This is a genomic window from Yersinia sp. Marseille-Q5920 (assembly GCF_946902935.1).
GTDB classification, from domain to species: domain Bacteria; phylum Pseudomonadota; class Gammaproteobacteria; order Enterobacterales; family Enterobacteriaceae; genus Yersinia; species Yersinia rochesterensis.
Map to the genome: position 1 here is coordinate 108,095 of NZ_CAMPQA010000006.1, position 20,814 is coordinate 128,908.

The window sequence follows — 20,814 nt, forward strand, 5'->3', positions numbered from 1 at the left end:
ATTTTCAGATAGATATAGCTAACACCCCTGCAATGTTTAGGGCGACGGGGGCGCGGGCAATTCGATATTACTCTCCGCCAACGAACCCATATTGTTATACATCGCACAGGCCGCATCCACTAAATGCATAGCAAGCGCTGCGCCGCTGCCCTCGCCTAACCGCATGTCCATTTGTAAATAAGGTTCCAATTGCAAATGATTTAGAGCAATAACCGCGCCTTTTTCGGCCGACAAATGAGACGGAATCAGGTAATCACGCACTTTGGGTTCGATACGGCAAGCTGCCAATGCGGAAGCATAGGAGAGAAAACCATCCAGCACTACCGGCAAACCCGCCGCCGCCGCGCCTAACATCACCCCGGCCATGCCCACCAGATCAAACCCCCCCACTTTCGCCAGTACATCAATACCATCATTGGCGTCCGGTTGATTGGTTTCAATCGCGCGCCGCACTACGGCGATTTTGTGATGTAATTGCTCGCTGGGGAAGTTCGCGCCGATGCCTACCACTAATTGTGGGTCGCTGTCGGTAAACACACTAACCATCGCCGCTGCGGGGGTGGTATTCGCTATACCCAGCTCACCGACGCCAAACACTTTCACTCCGTCCGCCGCCTGCTGTAATGCTAACGTGGCGCTGGCAACCAGTAACTCTTCGGCCTGTTGGCGAGTCATGGCCGCTTCACGTGCAATATTGCCACTGCCACGCGCCACTTTCATATCGATCACGCCGGGGAGTGTATCGCTATCGATGCCCACATCCACTATTTTCACTTCCGCACCCGCGTTAGTCGCCAACACGCAAACACCGGTTACGCCTTTCACCATATTCAATGCCTGAATCATCGTCACGGCCCGCGGTGAGATAGCCACTCCCTCATCGAAAACCCCATGGTCGGCCGCCATGACAATGATTTGCTTGCGATCAACTTGATGGCCGTATAAACCGCGCATTCCTGCCAATTGGATAGCCAATTGCTCCAAACGGCCTAAGCTGCCGCAGGGTTTGAGCAGGCCATCTAGCCGCACTTTTGCTCGGCTCATCGCCCTACTATCCAACGGCCCAATCCTGCGCAGAATGGATGAAAGTGTTTGCATGCCTTTAACCTCGTGTTGCGGGCTGCCAAACAGCCCGGCTGTTGAACGCACGCAGAGTGACAAATCCATCATGGATTTCCAACACGCTGTATGCCCCTTGCTCAAAATGAAAATGCCACATGGCGACCGCTGGCATAGCCAATAAGCGCGCCAGCATCAAGCTTAAGACCCCTTGATGGGCCACCACTAACTGATTTTTTTCGTTATCTTTGGTTGAAAGCAGTGACTGAACCACACTTTCTATTCGGGTTGAAAATTGTGGAAAAGACTCCCCACCGGTGGGGCTGGCCTGTTGCCAGTCAGCTACCCATGCCGCCCACGCATCAGGATCTTCATGTTGTAAATCATGATGATGGCGCATTTCCCATTCGCCGAAATTCATTTCATTTAATTGGTCATCAACTAATTTGTTATCAACTGATTTGTTATCAACTAATTTGTTATCAACTGATTTATTATCAACTTCCGCATTGAGTGAATGCCCCGCCAGCACGATATCGGCGGTATGGCGGGCGCGCAGCAATTGGCTGCTAGCAGCGTGGGCAAACTCCACCTCCGCCAACCAACCCGCGACATTACCGGCCTGCTCTACCCCCAATGGGGTTAACGGCACATCGGTCAGCCCGCAAAAAACACCGCGTAAATTAGCTTCAGTTTGCCCATGGCGCACTAGAAAAAGTCGCATAGAATGGCTCATTAAGAGTTCCCAGAAATCGGCAATGTCATAGCAGCGCCAGTAAGAATACCAACTCGCCTACTTCAGCCGCTGCGCCCAGCGTGTCACCGGTTTGCCCACCTAAACGGCGGTGCAGATAAGCGGCCAATAACAGCACCACCATCATGCTGATCACCAGCGCTAATAGCGCCGCACCTTTGCCGAGTAACAGGGTTAATATCGCGCCAGCCACCAATGTGACGGCCGTTTGTTTCCCCGTCACTTTGCCGATATAAATATTGCCCAACCCGTTGCCTTCACGGGCATAGCGCTGGCGATACATCAGCAGCACAATCACCGTGCGCCCGGCCACTGAAGCCGCGGTGAGCATCATTAGCATAGGCGCATCGCGCAGGGCCAGCTCACTGACCACCAGCACTTTTGCCACCACGATAAATATCAGCGCCAAACCGCCATTGGTGCCGAGGCGGCTATCGCGCATGATCTCCAACATTTGTTCGCGTTTGCGGGCAGAAAACACCCCATCACAGGTGTCGGCCAGCCCGTCGAGATGAAAAGCACCGGTAATGAGCGCCAGCGCCAACACATACCCCAAAGCCGCCAGTGGTATGCCACACCAAGGTGACAGCACGCTAAAAACTATCGCGCCGAGCACCCCGACAATCAGGCCAATGAGGGGGAAACCAATAATTCCGCGCTCATAGTTATCCATCGCCAGCCCTTGAGTCCAGCGCTCTGGCACTGGAATGCGGGTCATAAACTGCAATGTTGCGAGAAATAAACGCAGGCTCATTTAATCTTTACCTCGATGCCCGACACCACTAAATACACCTCATCAGCGGCGGCGGCCAGGCGCTGGTTGACTCTGCCAGCGATGTCGCGGAAATGCCGCGCCAGCCGGTTTTCCGGCACTATCCCCATGCCCAATTCATTGGTGACCAAATAAATGGGTGCATGGCTACGGGTGCAAGCGGCCAGCAACTCAGTCATTTGCTGCTGAATATTCACTTCAAGCGCCGCAAAATCCATCTGCTCCGGCGGCGTATCGCCCGCCAGCTCAAACAATAAATTGGTGATAAGTGTGGTAATGCATTCCAACATCACAGCTTCGCCGGGTTCGACCTGCTGCTCCAGTACCGCACCCAAATCCTGATAACCTTCCCAAGTTCGCCAGTGTGCTGGGCGGCTGGCGCGATGTAATGCAACCCGCTCGGCCATTTCCGCATCCGTCACCACCGAGGTGGCAATGTAAAACACGCGATCGGCAGCTTGCGCTGCCAAACGTTCGGCTAATGAACTCTTGCCACTGCGCGCTCCGCCGGTAATTAAAATCACTGCACGCGCTCCTGTTGATGTGCTGCCATTAGTTTAATAATTCTATCTATATCAATATTTTCCCGCATGCTTGATGCCAGAATATCGAACTGTTGTTGTTTATGTTCAGCATAATTCACTGTTACGCCGTCGAAGGCGGTCAGCCCTTTGCGTTGGCGCAAGCTATCCAATAACGCGCGGGTAAAATGGTGGCTGTCAAACAGCCCGTGGATATAGCTGCCCAAGACGCTGCCCTCAGAATTCACCGCGCCATCCCCCCACTGCTCGGCTTGCCCATTGCGTAAGGTTAAGCGCGCAAAAGGGATCGCGCCGCTGCCCAACAAGGAAACACCCATGTGGATTTCATAGCCTTCAAGTGAGTTATCAGCGCAATTTTCTAGTATTCCCGGCAGGTTAGTTTGGCAATAGCCACTCACTCGCGTGGTCACTTTCTCTGACGCGAACTCAGTTTCTACATCCAATAACCCCAAGCCATCCATCTGCTCAAGACCCGATTCCACGCCGTCAATAATGCGTTTCCCGAGCATTTGATAACCGCCGCAAATCCCTATCACTGGCACATTATGCTGATGTTGCGCCAGTAACGCCGCCGCTAGCCCGCTGTGGTGCAACCATTGCAAATCCCCCAGAGTATTCTTGCTGCCGGGCAGGATAATCAGGTCTGGCTGGCCTAGCGCCGATGGCTGCGAAACATAGCGCAGGCGCACATCGGGCTGAGCGGCCAGTGCATTAAAATCGGTAAAGTTGGCGATATGTGGCAAGCGGATTACCGCAATATCCAGTGCCTTTTCTGCCGTATCCTGATATTTACCCTTTTGTAGCGCGACACCATCTTCATCTTCCAAATCAATATCTAACCACGGCATCACCCCCAACACCGGGACATTTGTCAGGGCTTCAATCTGTTCCAGGCCGGAAGTCAGCAGCGCGATATCACCGCGAAACTTATTGATTATCACCCCTTTGACTCGCGCTTTTTCATGTGGATGCAGCAAGGCCAAAGTGCCATAAATAGCCGCAAAAACACCGCCGCGATCAATATCGGCCACCAGCAATACTGGCGCATCGGCCATTTCAGCCATACCCATATTGACGATATCACGGTCGCGCAGATTAATTTCCGCCGGGCTGCCCGCCCCTTCCAGCACCATGACGTCATATTCGCGCGCCAGACTGTGGTAAACCTCGCTGATTTGCTGTTGTAATTGCGGCTTGTATTGATGATATTCCACCGCATCCATATTGCAGGCCACTTTACCCATTAAAACCACTTGTGCCTTGCGGTCACTGGTGGGCTTGAGCAACACTGGGTTCATGCGGACATCCGGCGCTATTCCAGCGGCTTCGGCCTGAAAAATCTGCGCCCGCCCCATCTCTTCACCTTGCGGTGTAATGCCCGAATTGAGCGCCATATTCTGCGATTTAAACGGCGCACAGCGATAGCCATCTTGCATAAAAATGCGGCATAACCCTGCCACTAATACACTTTTACCGACGTCAGAGGCGGTGCCTTGCACCATTATCGATAAATTCATCACTGGGCGACTCATCGCACTTCCTCCGTTTCCCGCTGACGCATCAGCGCAAAAAGTTGCTCTTCCGTTTTACACAGCGGCAAACCCAGCTCAGTGTGCATTTTGATCAACCACGGCTGAACCAGCCCAGCGGCTTGCAGTTTATCTTGTTGCAGGAATACCTCGGTGGTTTCACCGGCAATCATCAGGTGGCCATGGGATAAGACATAAAGGTAATCACAAACCTTATAAATCAAATCAATATCATGGCTGGAGAGAATAACCCGTTTTCCCTCTGCAACAATACGCTCAATGAGAGTAATCATGTGCTGCCGCCCTGCCGGGTCTAGCCCTGCGGTGGGTTCATCCAGCAACAGATACTCCGCCTCCATCACCAACGCACCAGCAATGGCTACCCGTTTTTTCTGCCCATGACTCAAATGTTGGATAGATTTATGGCGAAATCCCTGTGCATCAACCAAGGTCAATGCCCGGTCAACCCGCTGGGCAATAATATCTTCTGGCATGCCCAAATTACGCAGGCTGAACGCGATGTCGCTGTCAATATCAGTATAAAAAATCTGCTGCTCTGGGTCTTGAAATACCGTCGTCACTCGCTGGCGCAATTCACGTAAGCTAGCTTTCTTATAATTAAGCGGCTCGCCTTGCCACAATACCGCACCTTGCTGGGGTTGCAGAATACCGGTCAGATTCATAAATAACGTGGATTTACCACAACCATTGGCCCCCAAGACACCGGTGACCGCATGCTGACTGAAATCCAGTGTCAGGTCATGCAATACCTGCTCATCTTGATAGCTGAAACCTAGCTGCCGGGTGGCTAACATTACATTCTGCCTTACAGGTGGAAATCGCCCTGATAGAGTTTCATATCCAGCGAGATGACCATCTGCTGATAGCGAATCATCACGCGGGTAAATAGCATACCAACCAACATTGCCAGCGAGTGGTAGCCGGTACGCAATGAGATATAACCAAATCGCAAAGACTGCGCCTGTTGAATCGCGGCCGCCTCTTCAATCAGAATAAAGATAAAACGCCAGGTCAGCAGAATTTGCTCGGTCAACAAACGCGGCACATGACAGCGCTTAAGTATCTGAATAAGCTGCGGGAAAGGCGTATTCAGCACAAACCAGAAGGTGGCTGCCAATGCCGCCAAACTGCGCCACAGGGTTTGATTGGCGGTGGTTAAACCGACTCTATCCAGCCCAAACCACCAATGACCGATCTGCACGCCCCACCACAAACTCTCCGGTTGGCGCGAGAGGGATAGCACAATGGTCACCAATCCCACCAACAGGAAAGAAAGTGGTATTGCCAGCCAGCGCAAATAGCGGCGCGGCCCCACTCGCAGCAGATAACATGTCAGCCCGGCGATAAACACCAATAACAGCGCCTGATACATCGGCGGGCTAAGCATTGCCAACAAGAGGAAAACGGCATATAGCACCAGTTTTCCCATTGGGTCGGCCTGTCGCCAGCGGCTTTGATAACTTAGTTTATCAATCCCCAGCATGCTCACCGCGTTTCCCCCGGTAATAGCCCAAGATATAAAAGATCACCGCCGCGCCAATGGAACCTTGTAAGGTGAACAGCAGACTTTCGATTTCACCACTGGCCGGTTCATACAGCGGCGTGAACCACGGCTGATAATCAGGAGCCGTCACCTGGATCAGGGCTTCAGCTTCACCGTCTGAGCCGCCGAATTCGCCGCCGTGGTCAATAAAGAATGGCAATATGACCAGCGCGATAACCATCGCCAGCAAAATAAGTGTCTTTTTCATGTTAGTGACTCCCTGCGGGAATTAACTGCCGTTTGGTTAATTGGTCATAAATCATCACCGTCAATAAACCTTCAGCAATGGCAATCGGGATCTGGGTAATGCAGAACACACCCATAAATTTGATAATCGAACCGCTGACACCAAATTGCGGGTCAGGGAAGGCCAAACCAAGCTGCACCGAGGTGACAAAGTAAGTGGTTAAATCCGCCAGCATGGCGCAAAGGAACACCCCGACATCACGGCGCAACCCCGCTTTACAGGCCAGTTTCCATACCATGTAACCCACTACCGGCCCAATAACCGCCATTGACATGCCGTTAGCGCCTAAAGTCGTCAAGCCGCCGTGCGCCAGTAATAACGCCTGGAACAGCAGCACAATGGCCCCCAGTACCGCCACCACCACCGGCCCGAACAGAATAACCGCCAGCCCGACACCGGTCGGATGTGAACAACTGCCGGTCACTGATGGGATTTTCAGCGCCGATAACACGAAAATAAACGCCCCGCACAGCGCCAGCAGCACTTTTTGATTGCTGTCTTCGGAGACAATCTGCTTTAAGCGCACCAACCCCATAAACAAGCACGGCAGGAACAGCACCCACCAGGCCAGCGCCCACATCGGCGGTAAAAAACCTTCCATGATGTGCATGGCGAAAACATCATTCGGGGCCATCGTTAGCAGGATTGCCATAACAACCCCGGTGTACGAAAGTTTTTTTAACTCTTTTTCCATTTCCATGAGTGACTCCCATCACGTTGAGCATCTAAGTAGAATCAGATAATCATTTGTTTTTAAATAACTCTCTGCTGCTTATTCACTAAAATGGTCGAGAAATAGGGCAATGGCTGATCAGCGGCAATACTATCCAACTGCCGCCAACACACTTCTCCCGGCAATGAGGCTTCTGACATCAACAGCGCGTGTGGGAACAGATTGAGCCGGCCCAATAGCGCCTGAATTTGCGCAAAGCGGCCATAGACTTTCATCAGCACCACGCAGTCGTGGTCTTGCAGCGCGCGCTCCAGCGCTGCTTCTGGGGCGGTGCAAGACATAATCGCCAGCGATTGTTGCTCCATCGCCAATGGCAATGCAGCGCGGGCGGCAATGGCAGCAAAAGAAGTTACACCCGGCACAATTTCCAACCAATCTGGCCGACCAATACGCTCTAGCAAAAATACCCAGGTGCTGAATAACATGGCATCACCGAGGGTGATAAAGCCCACCTGACGGCCTTTGGCGACTTCCGCCTGTAACTGCTGCGCCACTTCATCCCAGACCGCTTGTTTTTCATTGTTATCCGCACTCATCGGGAAATGGCAGGTGCGAATTTCAGTATTTGGCGATAAATATTCGCGCACAATGGACAGCGCCAGACTATCGCCGCCTTTGCGCCCCGCCGGGGCATACAGCACATCCAGTTTGGCTATCAACCGGGAGGCCCGCACCGTGATTAAATCACTGGCTCCGGGGCCGACGCCCAATGCATAAAGTCTGCCGCTCATTACGCTGCCTCCTGCTGTTTCTGCTGTAAAGCGAGGCCCAAATGCCCGACAAACATCTGCCGAATCAACGGGTTTTCCCCCAATCCTTGCAACCATGACTGAGCACTGATACCGGCGGACTCCAGTTGTGTGCGCCATGAATCTGGCTCGTCAGAAGCCATGTCATTGATGGCGTGATCGCCCGCCACCAGCATCAATGGCATTAAGTGCACTTTGCGCACCCCCTGCTGCTGTAAGCGGGTAATGATGTGGCTGATTTCCGGGTAACTTTCGACCGCACCAACCAAGGCAGGGAAGTTCAGCGAGGTCATTAAATGGTCAAGACAGGCATAAGCTGAGAAAGCATAGTGACTGGCTCCGTGGCCCATAAATACCACCCGCTCATCCACCGCCAGTGGGGGCATTTGCGCTTGCAGCGCCACCAGCAATTGCTGGTAATCGGCAAAACTGCTCAACAGCGGCGTACCAAGCACCAGATGACGAAAAGAGTCGTTAAAACTGCGCACTTCATTGGTGATTTTTTCGTATTCATCACCATTAATCACATGCAATGATTGGATGGCGACATCTTGATAACCTTGCTCAGCCAGTTGTTTCAGCGCTTCTCGCGGATTATTGATCTGCAAGCCATCGCGTTTGCGTAGCTTGCGAATGATCATTTCTGAGGTAAATGCGCGGAACACATCGCGATCGCTGTAAGCCGCCGCTAATTGCTGCTCGCAAGCATCAATATTCTTTTGCCGGGTGTGTTCATAACTGGTGCCGAAACTGATCACCAACAGTGCTTTTTTCATTTTATTGTCCTCGTTGTTCTTGCCAGTGGGTCAGATTGCTGCCAGTGCATCAGATGTTGGGTGAATTCATCCAATGAAGTCACTTGTTGCCCAAAACTGCCCAACACCACGGCAGCCGGGCGGCGCACCACAATGCAGGGAATATTCAGGGCCAGACAGGGAGCCACTTTTTCTTGATAGCCACCTTGCGCGCCAGACTCCTTGGTGATGACCACATCAGGCTGACAAAACTCATACAGCGCGTGATTGAATTGCGCGCTAAATGGCCCGCGCAGCGCAATAATATTGTCCACCCCCAGCCCCAGAGCCTCACATTGACTCAGCACTGCCGCCGTCGGTAACACTCGCGCTAATAGGGTTTTACCGGTCAGCCCCTGTTGATACTCCGCCAACTGTTTGCTGCCCGTGGTCAATAACACTCGAGGCCCCAAGTCTTGCGCCACGGCACAAGCTGCCGCTGCACTGTCGACTTTGTAGAGCAGTGGGTGATTGAGCGCTGCAATTTCACTCGGGCGCTGATAACGTGTCAGCGCCACTTTAGATTGCCCGCAGGCGGCGGCAACATTGTCACTGAGCAGGTCGGCGTAGGGATGTGAAGCATCGACCACCCACCGCACTTGCCGATTGATAAGAAAATCGGCCATTTCCGCCGCATCCATCCGCCCGACTAATATCTCGCCACCAATATCACCCGCCAGTTGTTTACCTGCATCAGTGGCGACCGACAGGCTGTAGCGCTCGCCAGCTTCATCCAGCAATTGGCAAATCAGCCGTGCATCACTGGTTCCACCGAAAATATGAATAGGCGGATAGCCCTTGGTCATAATGAATAATCCGTCATAATGAATAATCCGTCATAATGAATAGCCCCGGGGGGTAATCATTAGCCCGTTACGGCAATAAGTGGCCTGATTGCCAACAATCACCAAACTGGTCATGTCCACCGGCTCGTAATCCATGTCACCTAATGTAGTGAGCCATTTTTCCTGTTTTTTGCGCCCCGCCGCTTTCACCACACCCACCGGTGTTGCGGCTTTCTTCCACGGCTGCATCAGCTCAAACGCCCGCGCCAAATGCCCTTCGCGGCCACGGCTGCGCGGGTTATAGAAACAAATAACAAAATCCGCCTGCGCCGCCGCGATAATGCGTTTTTCAATCACGGCCCACGGCGTCATCAAATCACTCAGACTGATATGACAAAAGTCATGCATCAGCGGCGCGCCGAGTAAAGAGGCGGCTGCAATACTGGCGGTGATACCGGCGACCAGTCGCACTTCCAAATCCAACTGTTGCTGGGTGACCAGTTCCAACACCAAGCCCGCCATACCGTAAATGCCGGCGTCACCGCTGCTGATCAGCGCCACCTTATGACCGGCCAGTGCTAGATCAATCGCCGCCTGACAGCGCTCAATTTCTTTACACATACCCGTTTTGATCACTTGCTTATCCAGGGTCATGGACTTGACCAGATGGGTATAGGTTTTGTAGCCGACAATAATTTCCGCCTCGCGGATAGCGGCGATAGCCTCCGGCGTCATCATTGATTCACTGCCCGGCCCGATGCCAATCACTGTTAACATTAATGCGATACTCCCAGAGTGATGGTGACGCCCTGCTGGCGCAGAGTATTGCCAACCAATTTACCGTCGCTCATCAGCCAGGCGACCGGTTGTGAAACGCTGCCGACACCCACCGTTTGGCGGACAAAATCAGAAGCAGGAAAACGTTGCTCGTGGCGGCTCAGTTCGCCGACACTGAACAGTTCGAAAGGCACCCGCCAGCATTTCGCCAACTGATGCAGCGCCGGCTCATCTTTTTTGATAGTGACACTGCCGATGGCTCTCAATGCCATGATATCGAAGTGATTTTCAGCCATTTGCTGTTGCAGTAATTCAACCAGTGTTTGCAGCGAGGTCGCGCGGCGGCAACCAATCCCTGCTACCACCCGGCGCGGCACCAGCTTATAAACCGGTAAGGCGGCGAGTTGCTCGGCGGGCAGCGGCAAAATATCGCGCAGCGTGATGCACACCAATGCATCCAGCGCGGGCAATTGATCCAAAGAGTCAACCGGCACGAACCCTCGCGTGTCACAGCGATCCCGCTCCGCCAACAGCGGTGCATCCCACCACAGCCCGACTTTTTGGCTGCTGACCAACATTTGATTGACCACTTTGACCGCGTGGCGGAAATCCTGCATTTCAGCATCCAATTGGGTCGCCAGTGTGTCCAGCGCCGCCATTTCGTTAACATCCGTGGCGGTGGTTATCACCGGATCGGCCCCCAAAATTCCTGCCAAATAGCGGGTTAAGGTATTCGCCCCGCCCACATGACCCGACAGCAAACTGACGACGTGTTGCCCGCGCTCATCAATCACCACCACCGCAGGATCGGTCATTTTGTCATTCACCAGCGGTGCAATAACGCGCACTGTCAGGCCAATTGCCCCCACCACCACCAGCGCTGAATATTGCTTGAATGCCTCGCGCAGGGTATTGCCAAAGCTGCCGTTGAAGGGCAAAAAACCCGCTTCCAATAGCTTGTCACTGGTAAAACAAGTCAGCGGTAAGTGGGTCTGCAAGCGCCGCGCCAGCCGCACTCCGCCGGGGGTCAGACAAAATACCGCGATTGATTCAGGCTTGACGATATTCATGGCTAAACCCCGCGTCATACAGTTTGGAATAGTGGTATTCATCGCCGAGGAACGCCCCCACCAAAATCAGCGCCGTTTTATGAATGGCTGCTGTCCGCACCAACTCGGCGATATCTGCCAGCGTGCCGTGTACCGTGCGACTTTCAGCCCAAGTGGCTTTGTACACCACTGCAACCGGCGTATTGGCAGGATAGCCACCAGCGATTAAGCGCTCGGCAACTCTGTCCATTTCTTGTACCGACAAGAAAATCGCCATTGAGGTTTGGTGAGCGGCGAAAGCTTCCAGTTGCTCCAAGGGTGGCATCGGGGTGCGCCCCTCAATACGGGTGATAATCAAGCTCTGCGCCACTTCCGGCACGGTATATTCCACCCCCAGTTGAGCAGCGGCCCCCAAGAAAGCACTGACGCCCGGTACGGAAACAAAGCCTATGCCGTGCTCGCCCAACACTTCTCCCTGTTCACGAATAGAACCGTACAAAGAGAGATCCCCGGTTTGCAACCGCACTACCAACTTGCCCGCGCGCACACCATCCACCATCAGGGTGATGATTTGCTCCAGATTCAAGCCCGCACTGTCGTGACATTCCGCTTGGGGGGAGCAATACGCCAACAGCTCGGTATTAATAAGCGACCCGGCATAAATGACCACCTGCGCCTGTTGCAGCAAGCGGTAGCCTTTTAGCGTAATCAGCTCTTTGTCACCCGGCCCGGCACCAACAAACCAGACCTTTTGCGTATCCCAGGAGGGTATAGCAGAGGTAGGGATAACCGGTGTCGATACGGTATTAGGATGCTCGGACATTGCTCGCCTCCATGTGGCAGGAAATAAGATAAGTAGGATTATTCGGCTTAAAATAGTGCCCGCTACCCAAAGGGGTCAGAGTGGAGAGTTGCAATTGCACACAATCCAATTCACTAACGGCACAGGTCTGTAAATGGCTTAGCGCCTCATTGAGGTTATTGAGCAAAATAAAGGTCAGAACCAGACGACCACCGGGGTTAAGCGTCTTCAGCGACCAGTCGATAAGATCAGTTAAATGGCCGCCGCTGCCGCCAATAAAAATGGCATCGGCTTTATCGGGCAGAGGAAGAGGGGCTACACCGGCGACGATGTTCACATTGCTGCACCCTAGCCGCTGGCAGTTTTCATTAATCAACTCAAGGGCGGCCGGGTTGCGTTCAATGGCAGTGACGCGTAAATGAGGGAAACGCAACGCCGCTTCCAATGCCACGCTGCCGGTACCCGCGCCAACATCAATCAGGTGAGTCGCATCCGACAAATCCAGCCGCTCCAGCGCTAACACTCGCACCGCTTCTTTGGTCATCGGGACTTTTTGTCCGCGCGTATTTTGCCCACGAATAAACAGCTCATCTTTCATTGAGGATCACCACCACATTCATGTCATAGCGGGCTGCCACCTGCTCTGCGGGCAGGCGGTGGATGCGTTCGTTAGATTGCGAAAGATTTTCACCAATAATAAAAGTGCGAAACAGGCCGCGTTGCTGTAGCGCATCTGCAATGGCCCGTGGGCCGATAATGCCGTCGGTCACCATCGCCACTTTGTCGTGCTGGAAGATCCAGTCAAAATCAGGCTCGCGACCATGGCTGCTGGTGAGGAAAAGGTCATTCATGTCCAGCGCCACTTTGGCGCACAGATATTGAATCGCGCTGATACCGGGGACGATATGCAACTCCTCGGTACTGAAGTTTGCCGCCAGTAATTTGCCGATGCCGTACAGCAGAGGATCGCCCGAGGCCAACACCACAATGGCGCGATTTTTATTGCTATCCAGCCACTCTAGTAGCCCCAATAAGTCCGCATCCAACAAACGGGACTCTTTGATATCACAACAAAATGTCGCCAGATGGCGTTTGCCGCCCACCAACACCTCGGCGCACTCAATAGCCCGCCGCGCCGTTGGCGTCAGATAGTCAGTATCACCGGGGCCGATGCCCACCACAGTTATCATCGAAATACCTCCACAATCTCATCCAGTGCTCGGCTGCTACCCAGCACCTGATTATCAAAAGAGAATAAAATGGCATCGCACTGGGGCGGATTAACCGAAAAGCGCATCATTTCGCTAATACGCTCACAAATGCGCTCCGCGATACGCGAATACACGCCCTGCCACCCCTGCTCAGCAATCAGTTCCATTGCCGCCTCAGTGGTATCGCACTGATTAACTTCGAGTAATAGCGCATGCGGCGCGCCCATTAATGCTAAGTTCGCCACCAGCGTCTCCATGCGCCCATCGGCAATGTGGCTGTGGGTATGGAAGATACCGGCGGCCACTTTGACTAATTTGCCGGGATGCCCGACCAACAGCACATGGCGGAACCCCAGCCGCACAGTTTCTTGCAGCATGTAGCCGACAAAATTACTCATCGTGACCACCTGCTGGCTATCCAGCCCCAAATGGTCGCGGACAAAGCGCTCGCCGTGATTACCCGGTACCAGAATGACGCGATCCTCACCGGCTGCCCGTTTCATCTCTAACTCCAACGCCAACGAACGTTTCCAGCTCTCTTCAGACATCGGCGTGACAATGCCGGTGGTGCCGATGATGGAAATCCCGCCCAAAATCCCCAGCCGCCCGTTGTAAGTTTTCTTTGCTCGCTCCTCGCCTTCCGGCGCGAAGATTTCGACTTCTGCACCGCGTAACGGGCCAATAACCTCGCGCACGCCGGCCTCGATGGTCTGGCGCGGTGTGCGATTAATGGCGCTGCTGCCGATCGGCAGACCAATGCCTTTGCGGGTGACAGTTCCAACCCCCTCGCCGCCACGCAAGGTGATTTCAGCCTGTTCAGTGAGAGTTACACGAGCAAAAATCAGCATGCCGTGGGTAGCATCGACGTCATCGCCACCATCTTTGCGAATCGCCGCCGTGGCTTGCTGGCCTTCAATTAGCGGCTGCTCGACATTCAGACACAAGGTGATGCCAGACGGAGTGACAATGGAAATCTGGTCAATCACTTGTTGCCGCAGCACCATCAGCGCCGCTACTTTGGCCGCCGCCGTGGCACAGGAGCCAGTGGTATAGCCTTTGCGGTATTGCTTGCCGTTATGCCAAATGCTGTCTAATTGCTGGTTTTGCCGCGCAATATCATCACTGACCCGACCGTCACTCATAGCTCGCCTCGCCACTTCTCCCTTCACAACTGCGCACCTCGCAACTGGTAGAGGATGGCGTTGATAATCGCCGCCGCCACATTGCTGCCCCCTTTGCGCCCCAATGCAGCAATGCACGGCAAATGACTTTCGGCCAACGCCTCTTTGGATTCTGCCGCGCCAACAAACCCCACTGGCACGCCGATGACCGCCACGGGTGCAGCTTGCCGCTCTAATAAACGGAATAACGCGGTCGGGGCATTGCCGAACACAAACAACTTTTCGCCCGGTTCCTCCAGCGCCACATCCACCGCCGCCATCGAGCGGGTAATGCCCTGCGCGGGCGCAGTTTCCACCACTCGCGGGTCACTGATATAGCAGCGGCATTCGCATCCCATTTGCTTCAGCAGCGTTTTGTTAATACCCGACATCGCCATGGTGGTGTCGGTGTACAGCGTGCATCCCCGGCCTAATCCCTCGGCAATGTAGGCCAGCACATCCGGTGAGAAATGCAGAATATCCAGCCAGTCAAAATCCGCTGTGGTGTGGATAACCCGCTTGATCACCGCTTGGTGCATCTCACTGGCGAAACGATAGTCCGGCCGCTCAGTGGCAATAATATCGCCAATAATGACAAAGCTATTTTGTTCTATTTCCTGCGGATTTTTCATATAGTTCATGGGGTTATCCTTATTAAATACCGACCAACAGCAAGTGGATCAGGGCGAACAATAACAGGGCCAATAGCGACGCCATCATCATCAAATGGATGCTGCGCGGAATATCACTCAGCGCGACTTCGCGCCGGTCATCACCAATCCACGGCTTCTCGACCCGCTCACCAAAGTAATCATTCGGGCCGCCCAGACGAATGCCCAGCGCCCCAGCTACAGTGGCTTCCGACCAGGCACAGTTAGGGCTGGAATGCTGATAGCGATCGCGCCAGCCAATACGCAGAGCCTGACGATAATCAGCTTGGATCAGCCAGGCCGCGGCACTGAGCAGCAGCCAGCTCAGGCGCGCGGGAAGCCAATTGGCCCAATCATCCATTCGGGCGGAGACATAACCCATCGCGCGGTATTTCGGCGTTTTATAGCCCACCATCGAATCAAGGGTATTGACCGCTTTGTAGGCCATTGCCAGCGGTGGGCCCCCTAATAGCAGGAAAAATAGCGGCGCAATCACGCCATCGACACTGTTCTCCGCCACGGTTTCTACCACCGCACGGGTCATTTGCGGCGTCTCCAACTGCGAAGTATCGCGCCCGACAATCCATGACAGTTTTTCGCGACTTTGTGCCAAAGAACCCTGCTGTAGCGCATCAAAGACCAACAATGCCGCGTCACTCAAACAACGCCCAGCCAGCAAGGTGTAAATCATCCACACTTGCGCCAGCCAGCCGAGCCACGGGTTAATCTCTGTCATCAGCCATAAAAATCCCCAACTGACGAGCCAGGTGATGCCCACCACCAACACCCACAACAGGGCACCGCCCCATTTCAGGGCCTGCTCGCTATGACACACAGCACGAATCCTCCGTTGCAGCCCGGTAATCAAGTTGCCAATCCACCGCACCGGATGCGGCCAACGCGGCGGATCGCCGAGCCAATTGTCCAATAGGAAAGCCACAAACCACGCCGCGAGGGTCATAGCACACTCCGGGCAGCGGTCAGCCAGCCATTCAATAAACCGGGGCGTTGGGCAAAGTGAATATGCAGATAGCTGGCTTGGGTACGTTGCACTTGATAGCCACTGTGCCAGCGCTGGATAACCTCGCCGTCGCGCCATTTACTGCTATCAAAAACGGGTGTCAGCGGGCTGGTAAAATCGGAGTAATGGAACTCATGGCCGCGCAATATTTCGCCTTGCGCAGCTAATAATGTGTCACTGCGGGCTTGCGCCTGACAGTAACCAAAGCGGGTCAAGCGCTTCCCCATGCGGCTTTCACCGGGCAAAATCCCCACCATCCCATGGCGCTGCCCGCAGTCATCGGTAAGACCGTCACCCAAATACATCAAGCCACCACATTCGGCATACAAAGGGATTTGCTGGCGATGAGCTTGCTGTAATGCGGTGTGCATGGCGGTATTTTCTGCCAGCGCACTGGCGTGAATTTCGGGATAACCGCCGCCCAAATAAATCATCTGGCAATCAGGCAAGCTGCGGTCATGCAGCGGACTAAAGCGCTGGATACGCACTCCAGCCTGCTCCAGCAAATCAAGGTTATCGGGGTAATAAAAATTGAAAGCTTCATCTTCGGCTAAGGCCAGTGTCAGCCCGTCGGCCAAAGCTTGAGGTGGTAATGTCGGCGGGGTTCCAACCGGAAGTTCAGTGCAAGAGGTCAGGGCCAGTAACCGGTCAAGATTGATAAACTCTTCGACCTGTTGGGCCAACTGCTGCCAGCGTGGCGAATTATCGGGTTGTTTGGATAGCCCACCGGCTCGCTCCTGTGCTGGAATCAGCCCTAAATGGCGCGATGGCAAAGCCACATCGTCCATGACCGGCAAGCGGCCCAAAACTGGAATTCCGCAATAGTGTTCAATAGCGTGGCGAATAAGTTGATAGTGATTTTCTGAATTGACGCGGTTAACAATCACCCCAGCAATGGTGAGGTCAGGGTCGAATTGACAGAAGCCCAGTACCGTCGCCGCCACGGATGTCGACACCGCTTTGCCATCCACCAGCAAGATAACCGGGCAGCCCAATTGCTTGGCCATCGCCGCACTGCTGCAATAATCGGGGTCAGTGCCATAGCCGTCATATAGCCCCATGACACCTTCAATCACGGCGACATCAGCATGGCGCATATGTTGGTTATACAGCCCATTGAGGGTGGCCGGCGGCAACATAAAAGCATCGAGGTTACGCGACGTCACGCCACTGACTGCGGTATGCCAGCCAGTATCCAGATAATCCGGCCCGACCTTAAACGGCTGCACCGACAATCCACGCGCCATCAGCGCCCGCAAAATACCCAAGGTTACGGTGGTTTTACCGCACCCGCTGCCGGTTCCTGCGATGATAAATGCTTGTTTGCCTGAGCATTGCATAAAAAAATCCCGCCATTTCAAGCGGGATATGCAGTGTCAAAAAGGTGCATCTACGCAACGTCACCGCTGCGCGCATCTGATGACAACCCGCTTCCCACCGAAGGAGTTGAAACTCTTTTACTGATTTGGCTGGTCTTCTGGCTTAGCGTCACCCTCCCCCGCTACCTTCCCAATCCTGTGGATCAGTGGTTTCAGCGGGTTCGTCAGCATCACAGCAGCGGGGGCTGCGGGGGATTGTCACCCCCTTCCCAATCATGTCTTGAGGACAAGCACACGACATAACCATTTCAGTAACTACAATTATCTAATTACAGTAGATTCTGTTATTTAATTTATTGTTTCGTTATCTCATTTATCTCTTTATTTACACTATTATAACAGAGTGTTTATTCATTATTAGTCTGATGGAATTTCTTAAAATTAATATACCCTTTTCTGTTCATAAAAAATGGTGAATTTGATTTTTTGATAGGGATTTTTTTGCATCACCACAACAAATTATTGTCGAAACCATGAGTGATTTAAAATTAAAAACAGTAACTTACAAAGTTTCAAGCCCACTTGGCCTATAGCAAATTATTGTCATTAATTATTTTAAGTAGTTAATTTTTAGTTTGTTTATTTAAATAGAAAACCCAAGTGCACGACCAAATTGCATAATATTAAATCAATGATGGTTACTCCATCTTGCTGCGTTCAGAAGAAAGTGAGCGAAATACCTGCGGTGTCACATTGTAGGTCTGACGGAACACTTTGCAGAAATAGCTGGTCTGGGAAAAACCTAGATTCTTAGCAATGCTAGCAATGCTCCAATCACTGTGCTGCAACATCTCTCTGGCATTAGCCATCCGTTGCTGATTGACCCAGGCATTAAAGCCGATGCCGTGATATTTTTTAAACAACTTGCTGAAATAGTAAGGGCTGAGATACACCTTAGCCGCGACTTCTTCCAGCCGCAATTCTTCCGATAAATGCGCATCAATATAACGCAGTGCTTTCTTCATTTTACTGTCATGGGGATGAACCGGCCGTATTCTGCCGGGTTCTTTGCTGCCCATGTTGTCATTGATAACCACAAAGTTGAGATGTTTTTTGAGACAATTTTCAACAATCAGCTTTAATAAATCTGCCGACGCAATCACGCGCGAAAAATCGATAATGGGCACATTGTGGAATTCATCCATCAGTGCCGGATCTTGCTGCCAATGATTATCAACATTAAGAATATCAATAAGATAAACATCTGAGTGCAACCGCACCTGCCCGCATAAAACAAACCCTACCAAATGACCGGCAATAACCAGCGGAATAGAGAAGTCAGTTAACCCGGCGTGGCAGCGATAAATACAAGGTTCATTGGATTTTGAGGCTTCCAAACCACCGCAGCGATCACTCATGCGGCAACGAAGATGATTCACCGGGTCTTGTCGCATCAATTGACAAAATGGCGTGAAATTAAAGAGATCAGAAATTTCTTCGCCGTGAATATTGACCACCACCACAGCCAGCCCAGTTGCCTGAGCAAAATCCTGCGCGATTTTATTTATGAGCTCTGAGTTTAGAGAACTGGCAGAAATCATGATAAAACCTCTCAGTTAATTTATTGTTATTAGTTTTTTGTTTGTTGCCATATGTCATCCCTGAAATGATTAATGTGCTATTTTTTTGTTATATTTTACTCCTATTTACCCAGTAGAAACCTATTTCCCTATCAAGGTTTATGTTTTGGTAAAATGAAAAAAATAACAATTCACTTTACCAGAGTCATAATCAACAGGGGACTATAATCAGCCCATTAGCCCGAATAGATCACGAAATTTCCTCATCCCGTTTCACTCTTTCAAGATGAGGAAACTGGCATTCATTTATATACTGGCTTCCTCATCCTCTAACTTGCAGGTATTACACGGCAGGTTTTTGCCAATGAAGAAGCGATAAACCGCTGCGCCGAGGCAAGCCCCAATAATTGGTGCGATAATCGGGATAATGAAATAAGGGATATCACGACCACCGGTCATCGAGATTTTTCCCCAACCGGCAAAGAAGGTAAACAATTTAGGGCCAAAATCACGGGCCGGGTTCATGGCAAAACCGGTTAATGGCCCGGTTGAAGCCCCTATCACCGCCACCAGAATACCAATCAATAACGGCCCTAATGCGCCGCGCGGTACTCCGTTACCATCATCCGTCAGCGCCATAATCAGCCCCATCAATATCGAGGTAATTATGATTTCAACAAATGCAGCTTGCCATACACTGATAGCCGGTGAAGGGAAAGTACTGAAAATACTAGCTAATTGCAGGCTTTCCAGACTACCGCGCACCATCTGATGGGCAGTTTCAAAATCAGTAAATAAGTTGTGATACAACATATAAGATAGCGCTGCGCCACCAAAAGCACCGGCAATCTGTGCAATGCTGTAAGGAATCACTTTGCGCGCGGGGAAACAAGCAAACAGCCAGAGAGCAATAGTGATGGCGGGGTTGAGGTGAGCACCGGAAATCCCGGCGGTTAGATAGACCGCCAGTGAAATCCCCAGCCCCCATACAATACAAATTTCCCACAAACCAAAACTGGCACCAGCCACTTTCATCGCCGCCAAACAACTAATACCAAAAAATAAAAATAGCCCGGTGCCGAGAAATTCAGCCATACATTGAGCTTTGAGCGAGTCGTTCATAGGGTTACCCTGCTTACGGTTAAATTAATACGTTATATACCCTAAATAATTCGAGTTGCAGGAAGGCGGCAATTGAGTAAATCCCCAGGAGCTTACATAAGTAAGTGACTGGGGTGAACAAAAGCAGCCAACGCATATGCAGCTCGAAGTATGACGGGTATGGTATTGCACGGCCCTTGACGCAACCACTATAAAGAGACGGGAAATGAAAGTGTTGTTGTGATTCGCCATTAATTAAACAAAAAATAGAGTTTCTATAACAAATTATTGCTATTACCCCCGCCAGAACCCTCTTGGAACCCAGTCAATACGCAATTTATGATTTAATTAAAAAATGTGACTTTATTGCTTTTTATTCTTTCCGTTATTGCAATCAAGCTCGCATTTCCTGCTTTAATGTGAGCCATGCTTCATCTTTTCATTGTGTGCGCGATTATCAAATAAAATACCAATTGTCATCACCTTAATTGTAATTATGAATATGCAAAAACCAATTATTATCACCTCCTCATAACTAAATAGGCTTGTAAAATAATTAGTTAAATAATTTCGTGACAATAATTTGTTATTTCATCGCTAACCATTCCCGCCAGTA

The 20,814-nt window shown here is 51.9% G+C and carries 23 protein-coding genes and 1 riboswitch; all 23 genes read right to left on the reverse strand.

All coding sequences use genetic code 11. The features are described 5' to 3' along the window. Positions 1 to 36: 36 nt before the first annotated feature. The 23 genes from cobT to pduF all read right to left on the reverse strand — a co-directional run bounded on the left by cobT (position 37) and on the right by pduF (position 20,219). On the reverse strand, positions 37 to 1,098 hold the full coding sequence (gene cobT / locus OVO64_RS10555) for a nicotinate-nucleotide--dimethylbenzimidazole phosphoribosyltransferase (protein ID WP_038634060.1): 1,062 nt from the start codon (positions 1,096 to 1,098) through the stop codon (positions 37 to 39). 4 nt (positions 1,099 to 1,102) lie between these two features. Beyond that, the gene (locus tag OVO64_RS10560; protein WP_267248759.1) at positions 1,103 to 1,783 is read right to left on the reverse strand and encodes an adenosylcobalamin/alpha-ribazole phosphatase; all 681 of its coding nucleotides are present in this window, start codon (positions 1,781 to 1,783) and stop codon (positions 1,103 to 1,105) included. Between the two features lie 37 nt (positions 1,784 to 1,820). Next, on the reverse strand, positions 1,821 to 2,567 hold the full coding sequence (gene cobS, locus OVO64_RS10565) for an adenosylcobinamide-GDP ribazoletransferase (RefSeq protein ID WP_038634066.1): 747 nt from the start codon (positions 2,565 to 2,567) through the stop codon (positions 1,821 to 1,823). Further along, the gene (gene cobU, locus OVO64_RS10570; protein ID WP_038634069.1) at positions 2,564 to 3,109 is read right to left on the reverse strand and encodes a bifunctional adenosylcobinamide kinase/adenosylcobinamide-phosphate guanylyltransferase; all 546 of its coding nucleotides are present in this window, start codon (positions 3,107 to 3,109) and stop codon (positions 2,564 to 2,566) included. The genes cobS and cobU overlap by 4 nt, the downstream gene beginning before the upstream one ends. Further along, positions 3,106 to 4,644, reverse strand: a complete 1,539-nt coding sequence (locus OVO64_RS10575) for a cobyric acid synthase (protein WP_038639613.1) — start codon at positions 4,642 to 4,644, stop codon at positions 3,106 to 3,108. Before OVO64_RS10575 ends, cobU begins: the two co-directional genes overlap by 4 nt. A gap of 11 nt (positions 4,645 to 4,655) precedes the next feature. After that, on the reverse strand, positions 4,656 to 5,471 hold the full coding sequence (locus OVO64_RS10580) for an ATP-binding cassette domain-containing protein (protein ID WP_038634072.1): 816 nt from the start codon (positions 5,469 to 5,471) through the stop codon (positions 4,656 to 4,658). An 11-nt stretch (positions 5,472 to 5,482) separates the two neighbouring features. Next, positions 5,483 to 6,160 (reverse strand): energy-coupling factor ABC transporter transmembrane protein, encoded by a 678-nt coding sequence (locus OVO64_RS10585; RefSeq protein WP_050291655.1) that lies wholly within the window; start codon positions 6,158 to 6,160, stop codon positions 5,483 to 5,485. After that, positions 6,147 to 6,428, reverse strand: coding sequence for an energy-coupling factor ABC transporter substrate-binding protein (locus tag OVO64_RS10590; RefSeq protein ID WP_038634077.1), 282 nt, complete (start codon positions 6,426 to 6,428; stop codon positions 6,147 to 6,149). Before OVO64_RS10590 ends, OVO64_RS10585 begins: the two co-directional genes overlap by 14 nt. Before the next feature lies 1 nt (position 6,429). Continuing rightward, entirely contained in the window at positions 6,430 to 7,167 is a 738-nt protein-coding gene (gene cbiM, locus OVO64_RS10595) for a cobalt ECF transporter S component CbiM (protein ID WP_038634080.1), read from the reverse strand. A 53-nt stretch (positions 7,168 to 7,220) separates the two neighbouring features. Beyond that, positions 7,221 to 7,931 (reverse strand): cobalt-factor II C(20)-methyltransferase, encoded by a 711-nt coding sequence (locus OVO64_RS10600; RefSeq protein ID WP_038634083.1) that lies wholly within the window; start codon positions 7,929 to 7,931, stop codon positions 7,221 to 7,223. Further along, complete coding sequence (cbiK, locus tag OVO64_RS10605) at positions 7,931 to 8,725, reverse strand: sirohydrochlorin cobaltochelatase (RefSeq protein WP_038634086.1); 795 nt, start codon at positions 8,723 to 8,725, stop codon at positions 7,931 to 7,933. Before cbiK ends, OVO64_RS10600 begins: the two co-directional genes overlap by 1 nt. Then, entirely contained in the window at positions 8,722 to 9,549 is an 828-nt protein-coding gene (locus OVO64_RS10610) for a cobalt-precorrin-6A reductase (protein ID WP_145540284.1), read from the reverse strand. The genes cbiK and OVO64_RS10610 overlap by 4 nt, the downstream gene beginning before the upstream one ends. A gap of 30 nt (positions 9,550 to 9,579) precedes the next feature. Continuing rightward, entirely contained in the window at positions 9,580 to 10,305 is a 726-nt protein-coding gene (locus OVO64_RS10615) for a precorrin-3B C(17)-methyltransferase (RefSeq protein ID WP_050291653.1), read from the reverse strand. Beyond that, positions 10,305 to 11,375 carry a cobalt-precorrin 5A hydrolase gene (cbiG, locus tag OVO64_RS10620; protein ID WP_038634093.1) on the reverse strand — a complete coding sequence of 357 codons (1,071 nt, stop codon included), beginning with the start codon at positions 11,373 to 11,375 and terminating at the stop codon, positions 10,305 to 10,307. Before cbiG ends, OVO64_RS10615 begins: the two co-directional genes overlap by 1 nt. After that, positions 11,356 to 12,177, reverse strand: a complete 822-nt coding sequence (locus OVO64_RS10625) for a cobalt-precorrin-4 methyltransferase (protein ID WP_038634096.1) — start codon at positions 12,175 to 12,177, stop codon at positions 11,356 to 11,358. Before OVO64_RS10625 ends, cbiG begins: the two co-directional genes overlap by 20 nt. Beyond that, on the reverse strand, positions 12,161 to 12,754 hold the full coding sequence (locus tag OVO64_RS10630; RefSeq protein ID WP_050291651.1) for a decarboxylating cobalt-precorrin-6B (C(15))-methyltransferase: 594 nt from the start codon (positions 12,752 to 12,754) through the stop codon (positions 12,161 to 12,163). Before OVO64_RS10630 ends, OVO64_RS10625 begins: the two co-directional genes overlap by 17 nt. Further along, the gene (locus OVO64_RS10635; protein ID WP_032819033.1) at positions 12,744 to 13,346 is read right to left on the reverse strand and encodes a cobalt-precorrin-7 (C(5))-methyltransferase; all 603 of its coding nucleotides are present in this window, start codon (positions 13,344 to 13,346) and stop codon (positions 12,744 to 12,746) included. Before OVO64_RS10635 ends, OVO64_RS10630 begins: the two co-directional genes overlap by 11 nt. Further along, complete coding sequence (cbiD, locus tag OVO64_RS10640; RefSeq protein ID WP_267248760.1) at positions 13,343 to 14,509, reverse strand: cobalt-precorrin-5B (C(1))-methyltransferase CbiD; 1,167 nt, start codon at positions 14,507 to 14,509, stop codon at positions 13,343 to 13,345. Before cbiD ends, OVO64_RS10635 begins: the two co-directional genes overlap by 4 nt. 23 nt (positions 14,510 to 14,532) lie before the next feature. After that, entirely contained in the window at positions 14,533 to 15,168 is a 636-nt protein-coding gene (locus OVO64_RS10645) for a cobalt-precorrin-8 methylmutase (protein ID WP_038634109.1), read from the reverse strand. 13 nt (positions 15,169 to 15,181) lie between these two features. Then, the gene (gene cbiB, locus OVO64_RS10650; RefSeq protein ID WP_267248761.1) at positions 15,182 to 16,138 is read right to left on the reverse strand and encodes an adenosylcobinamide-phosphate synthase CbiB; all 957 of its coding nucleotides are present in this window, start codon (positions 16,136 to 16,138) and stop codon (positions 15,182 to 15,184) included. After that, on the reverse strand, positions 16,135 to 17,538 hold the full coding sequence (locus OVO64_RS10655; protein WP_267248762.1) for a cobyrinate a,c-diamide synthase: 1,404 nt from the start codon (positions 17,536 to 17,538) through the stop codon (positions 16,135 to 16,137). The genes cbiB and OVO64_RS10655 overlap by 4 nt, the downstream gene beginning before the upstream one ends. A gap of 109 nt (positions 17,539 to 17,647) precedes the next feature. After that, a riboswitch (cobalamin riboswitch) is annotated at positions 17,648 to 17,827 on the reverse strand. 388 nt (positions 17,828 to 18,215) lie between these two features. Beyond that, a complete protein-coding gene (gene pocR, locus OVO64_RS10660; RefSeq protein WP_050291650.1) occupies positions 18,216 to 19,118 on the reverse strand; it encodes a transcriptional regulator PocR in 903 nt (300 codons plus the stop codon). A 285-nt stretch (positions 19,119 to 19,403) separates the two neighbouring features. Then, a complete protein-coding gene (gene pduF / locus OVO64_RS10665) occupies positions 19,404 to 20,219 on the reverse strand; it encodes a propanediol diffusion facilitator PduF (RefSeq protein ID WP_038634121.1) in 816 nt (271 codons plus the stop codon). Positions 20,220 to 20,814 lie beyond the last annotated feature (595 nt).

Excerpts from the sequence above, each read along its gene's own strand:
- cobT (WP_038634060.1), bottom strand. The coding sequence starts at position 1,098 with ATGCAAACACTTTCATCCATTCTGCGCAGGATTGGGCCGTTGGATAGT.
- OVO64_RS10560 (WP_267248759.1), bottom strand. The coding sequence starts at position 1,783 with ATGCGACTTTTTCTAGTGCGCCATGGGCAAACTGAAGCTAATTTACGC.
- cobS (WP_038634066.1), bottom strand. The coding sequence starts at position 2,567 with ATGAGCCTGCGTTTATTTCTCGCAACATTGCAGTTTATGACCCGCATT.
- OVO64_RS10575 (WP_038639613.1), bottom strand. The coding sequence starts at position 4,644 with ATGAATTTATCGATAATGGTGCAAGGCACCGCCTCTGACGTCGGTAAA.
- OVO64_RS10580 (WP_038634072.1), bottom strand. The coding sequence starts at position 5,471 with ATGTTAGCCACCCGGCAGCTAGGTTTCAGCTATCAAGATGAGCAGGTA.
- OVO64_RS10585 (WP_050291655.1), bottom strand. The coding sequence starts at position 6,160 with ATGCTGGGGATTGATAAACTAAGTTATCAAAGCCGCTGGCGACAGGCC.
- OVO64_RS10590 (WP_038634077.1), bottom strand. The coding sequence starts at position 6,428 with ATGAAAAAGACACTTATTTTGCTGGCGATGGTTATCGCGCTGGTCATA.
- cbiM (WP_038634080.1), bottom strand. The coding sequence starts at position 7,167 with ATGGAAATGGAAAAAGAGTTAAAAAAACTTTCGTACACCGGGGTTGTT.
- OVO64_RS10600 (WP_038634083.1), bottom strand. The coding sequence starts at position 7,931 with ATGAGCGGCAGACTTTATGCATTGGGCGTCGGCCCCGGAGCCAGTGAT.
- cbiK (WP_038634086.1), bottom strand. The coding sequence starts at position 8,725 with ATGAAAAAAGCACTGTTGGTGATCAGTTTCGGCACCAGTTATGAACAC.
- OVO64_RS10610 (WP_145540284.1), bottom strand. The coding sequence starts at position 9,549 with ATGACCAAGGGCTATCCGCCTATTCATATTTTCGGTGGAACCAGTGAT.
- OVO64_RS10615 (WP_050291653.1), bottom strand. The coding sequence starts at position 10,305 with ATGTTAACAGTGATTGGCATCGGGCCGGGCAGTGAATCAATGATGACG.
- cbiG (WP_038634093.1), bottom strand. The coding sequence starts at position 11,375 with ATGAATATCGTCAAGCCTGAATCAATCGCGGTATTTTGTCTGACCCCC.
- OVO64_RS10625 (WP_038634096.1), bottom strand. The coding sequence starts at position 12,177 with ATGTCCGAGCATCCTAATACCGTATCGACACCGGTTATCCCTACCTCT.
- OVO64_RS10630 (WP_050291651.1), bottom strand. The coding sequence starts at position 12,754 with ATGAAAGATGAGCTGTTTATTCGTGGGCAAAATACGCGCGGACAAAAA.
- OVO64_RS10635 (WP_032819033.1), bottom strand. The coding sequence starts at position 13,346 with ATGATAACTGTGGTGGGCATCGGCCCCGGTGATACTGACTATCTGACG.
- cbiD (WP_267248760.1), bottom strand. The coding sequence starts at position 14,509 with ATGAGTGACGGTCGGGTCAGTGATGATATTGCGCGGCAAAACCAGCAA.
- OVO64_RS10645 (WP_038634109.1), bottom strand. The coding sequence starts at position 15,168 with ATGAACTATATGAAAAATCCGCAGGAAATAGAACAAAATAGCTTTGTC.
- cbiB (WP_267248761.1), bottom strand. The coding sequence starts at position 16,138 with ATGACCCTCGCGGCGTGGTTTGTGGCTTTCCTATTGGACAATTGGCTC.
- OVO64_RS10655 (WP_267248762.1), bottom strand. The coding sequence starts at position 17,538 with ATGCAATGCTCAGGCAAACAAGCATTTATCATCGCAGGAACCGGCAGC.
- pocR (WP_050291650.1), bottom strand. The coding sequence starts at position 19,118 with ATGATTTCTGCCAGTTCTCTAAACTCAGAGCTCATAAATAAAATCGCG.
- pduF (WP_038634121.1), bottom strand. The coding sequence starts at position 20,219 with ATGAACGACTCGCTCAAAGCTCAATGTATGGCTGAATTTCTCGGCACC.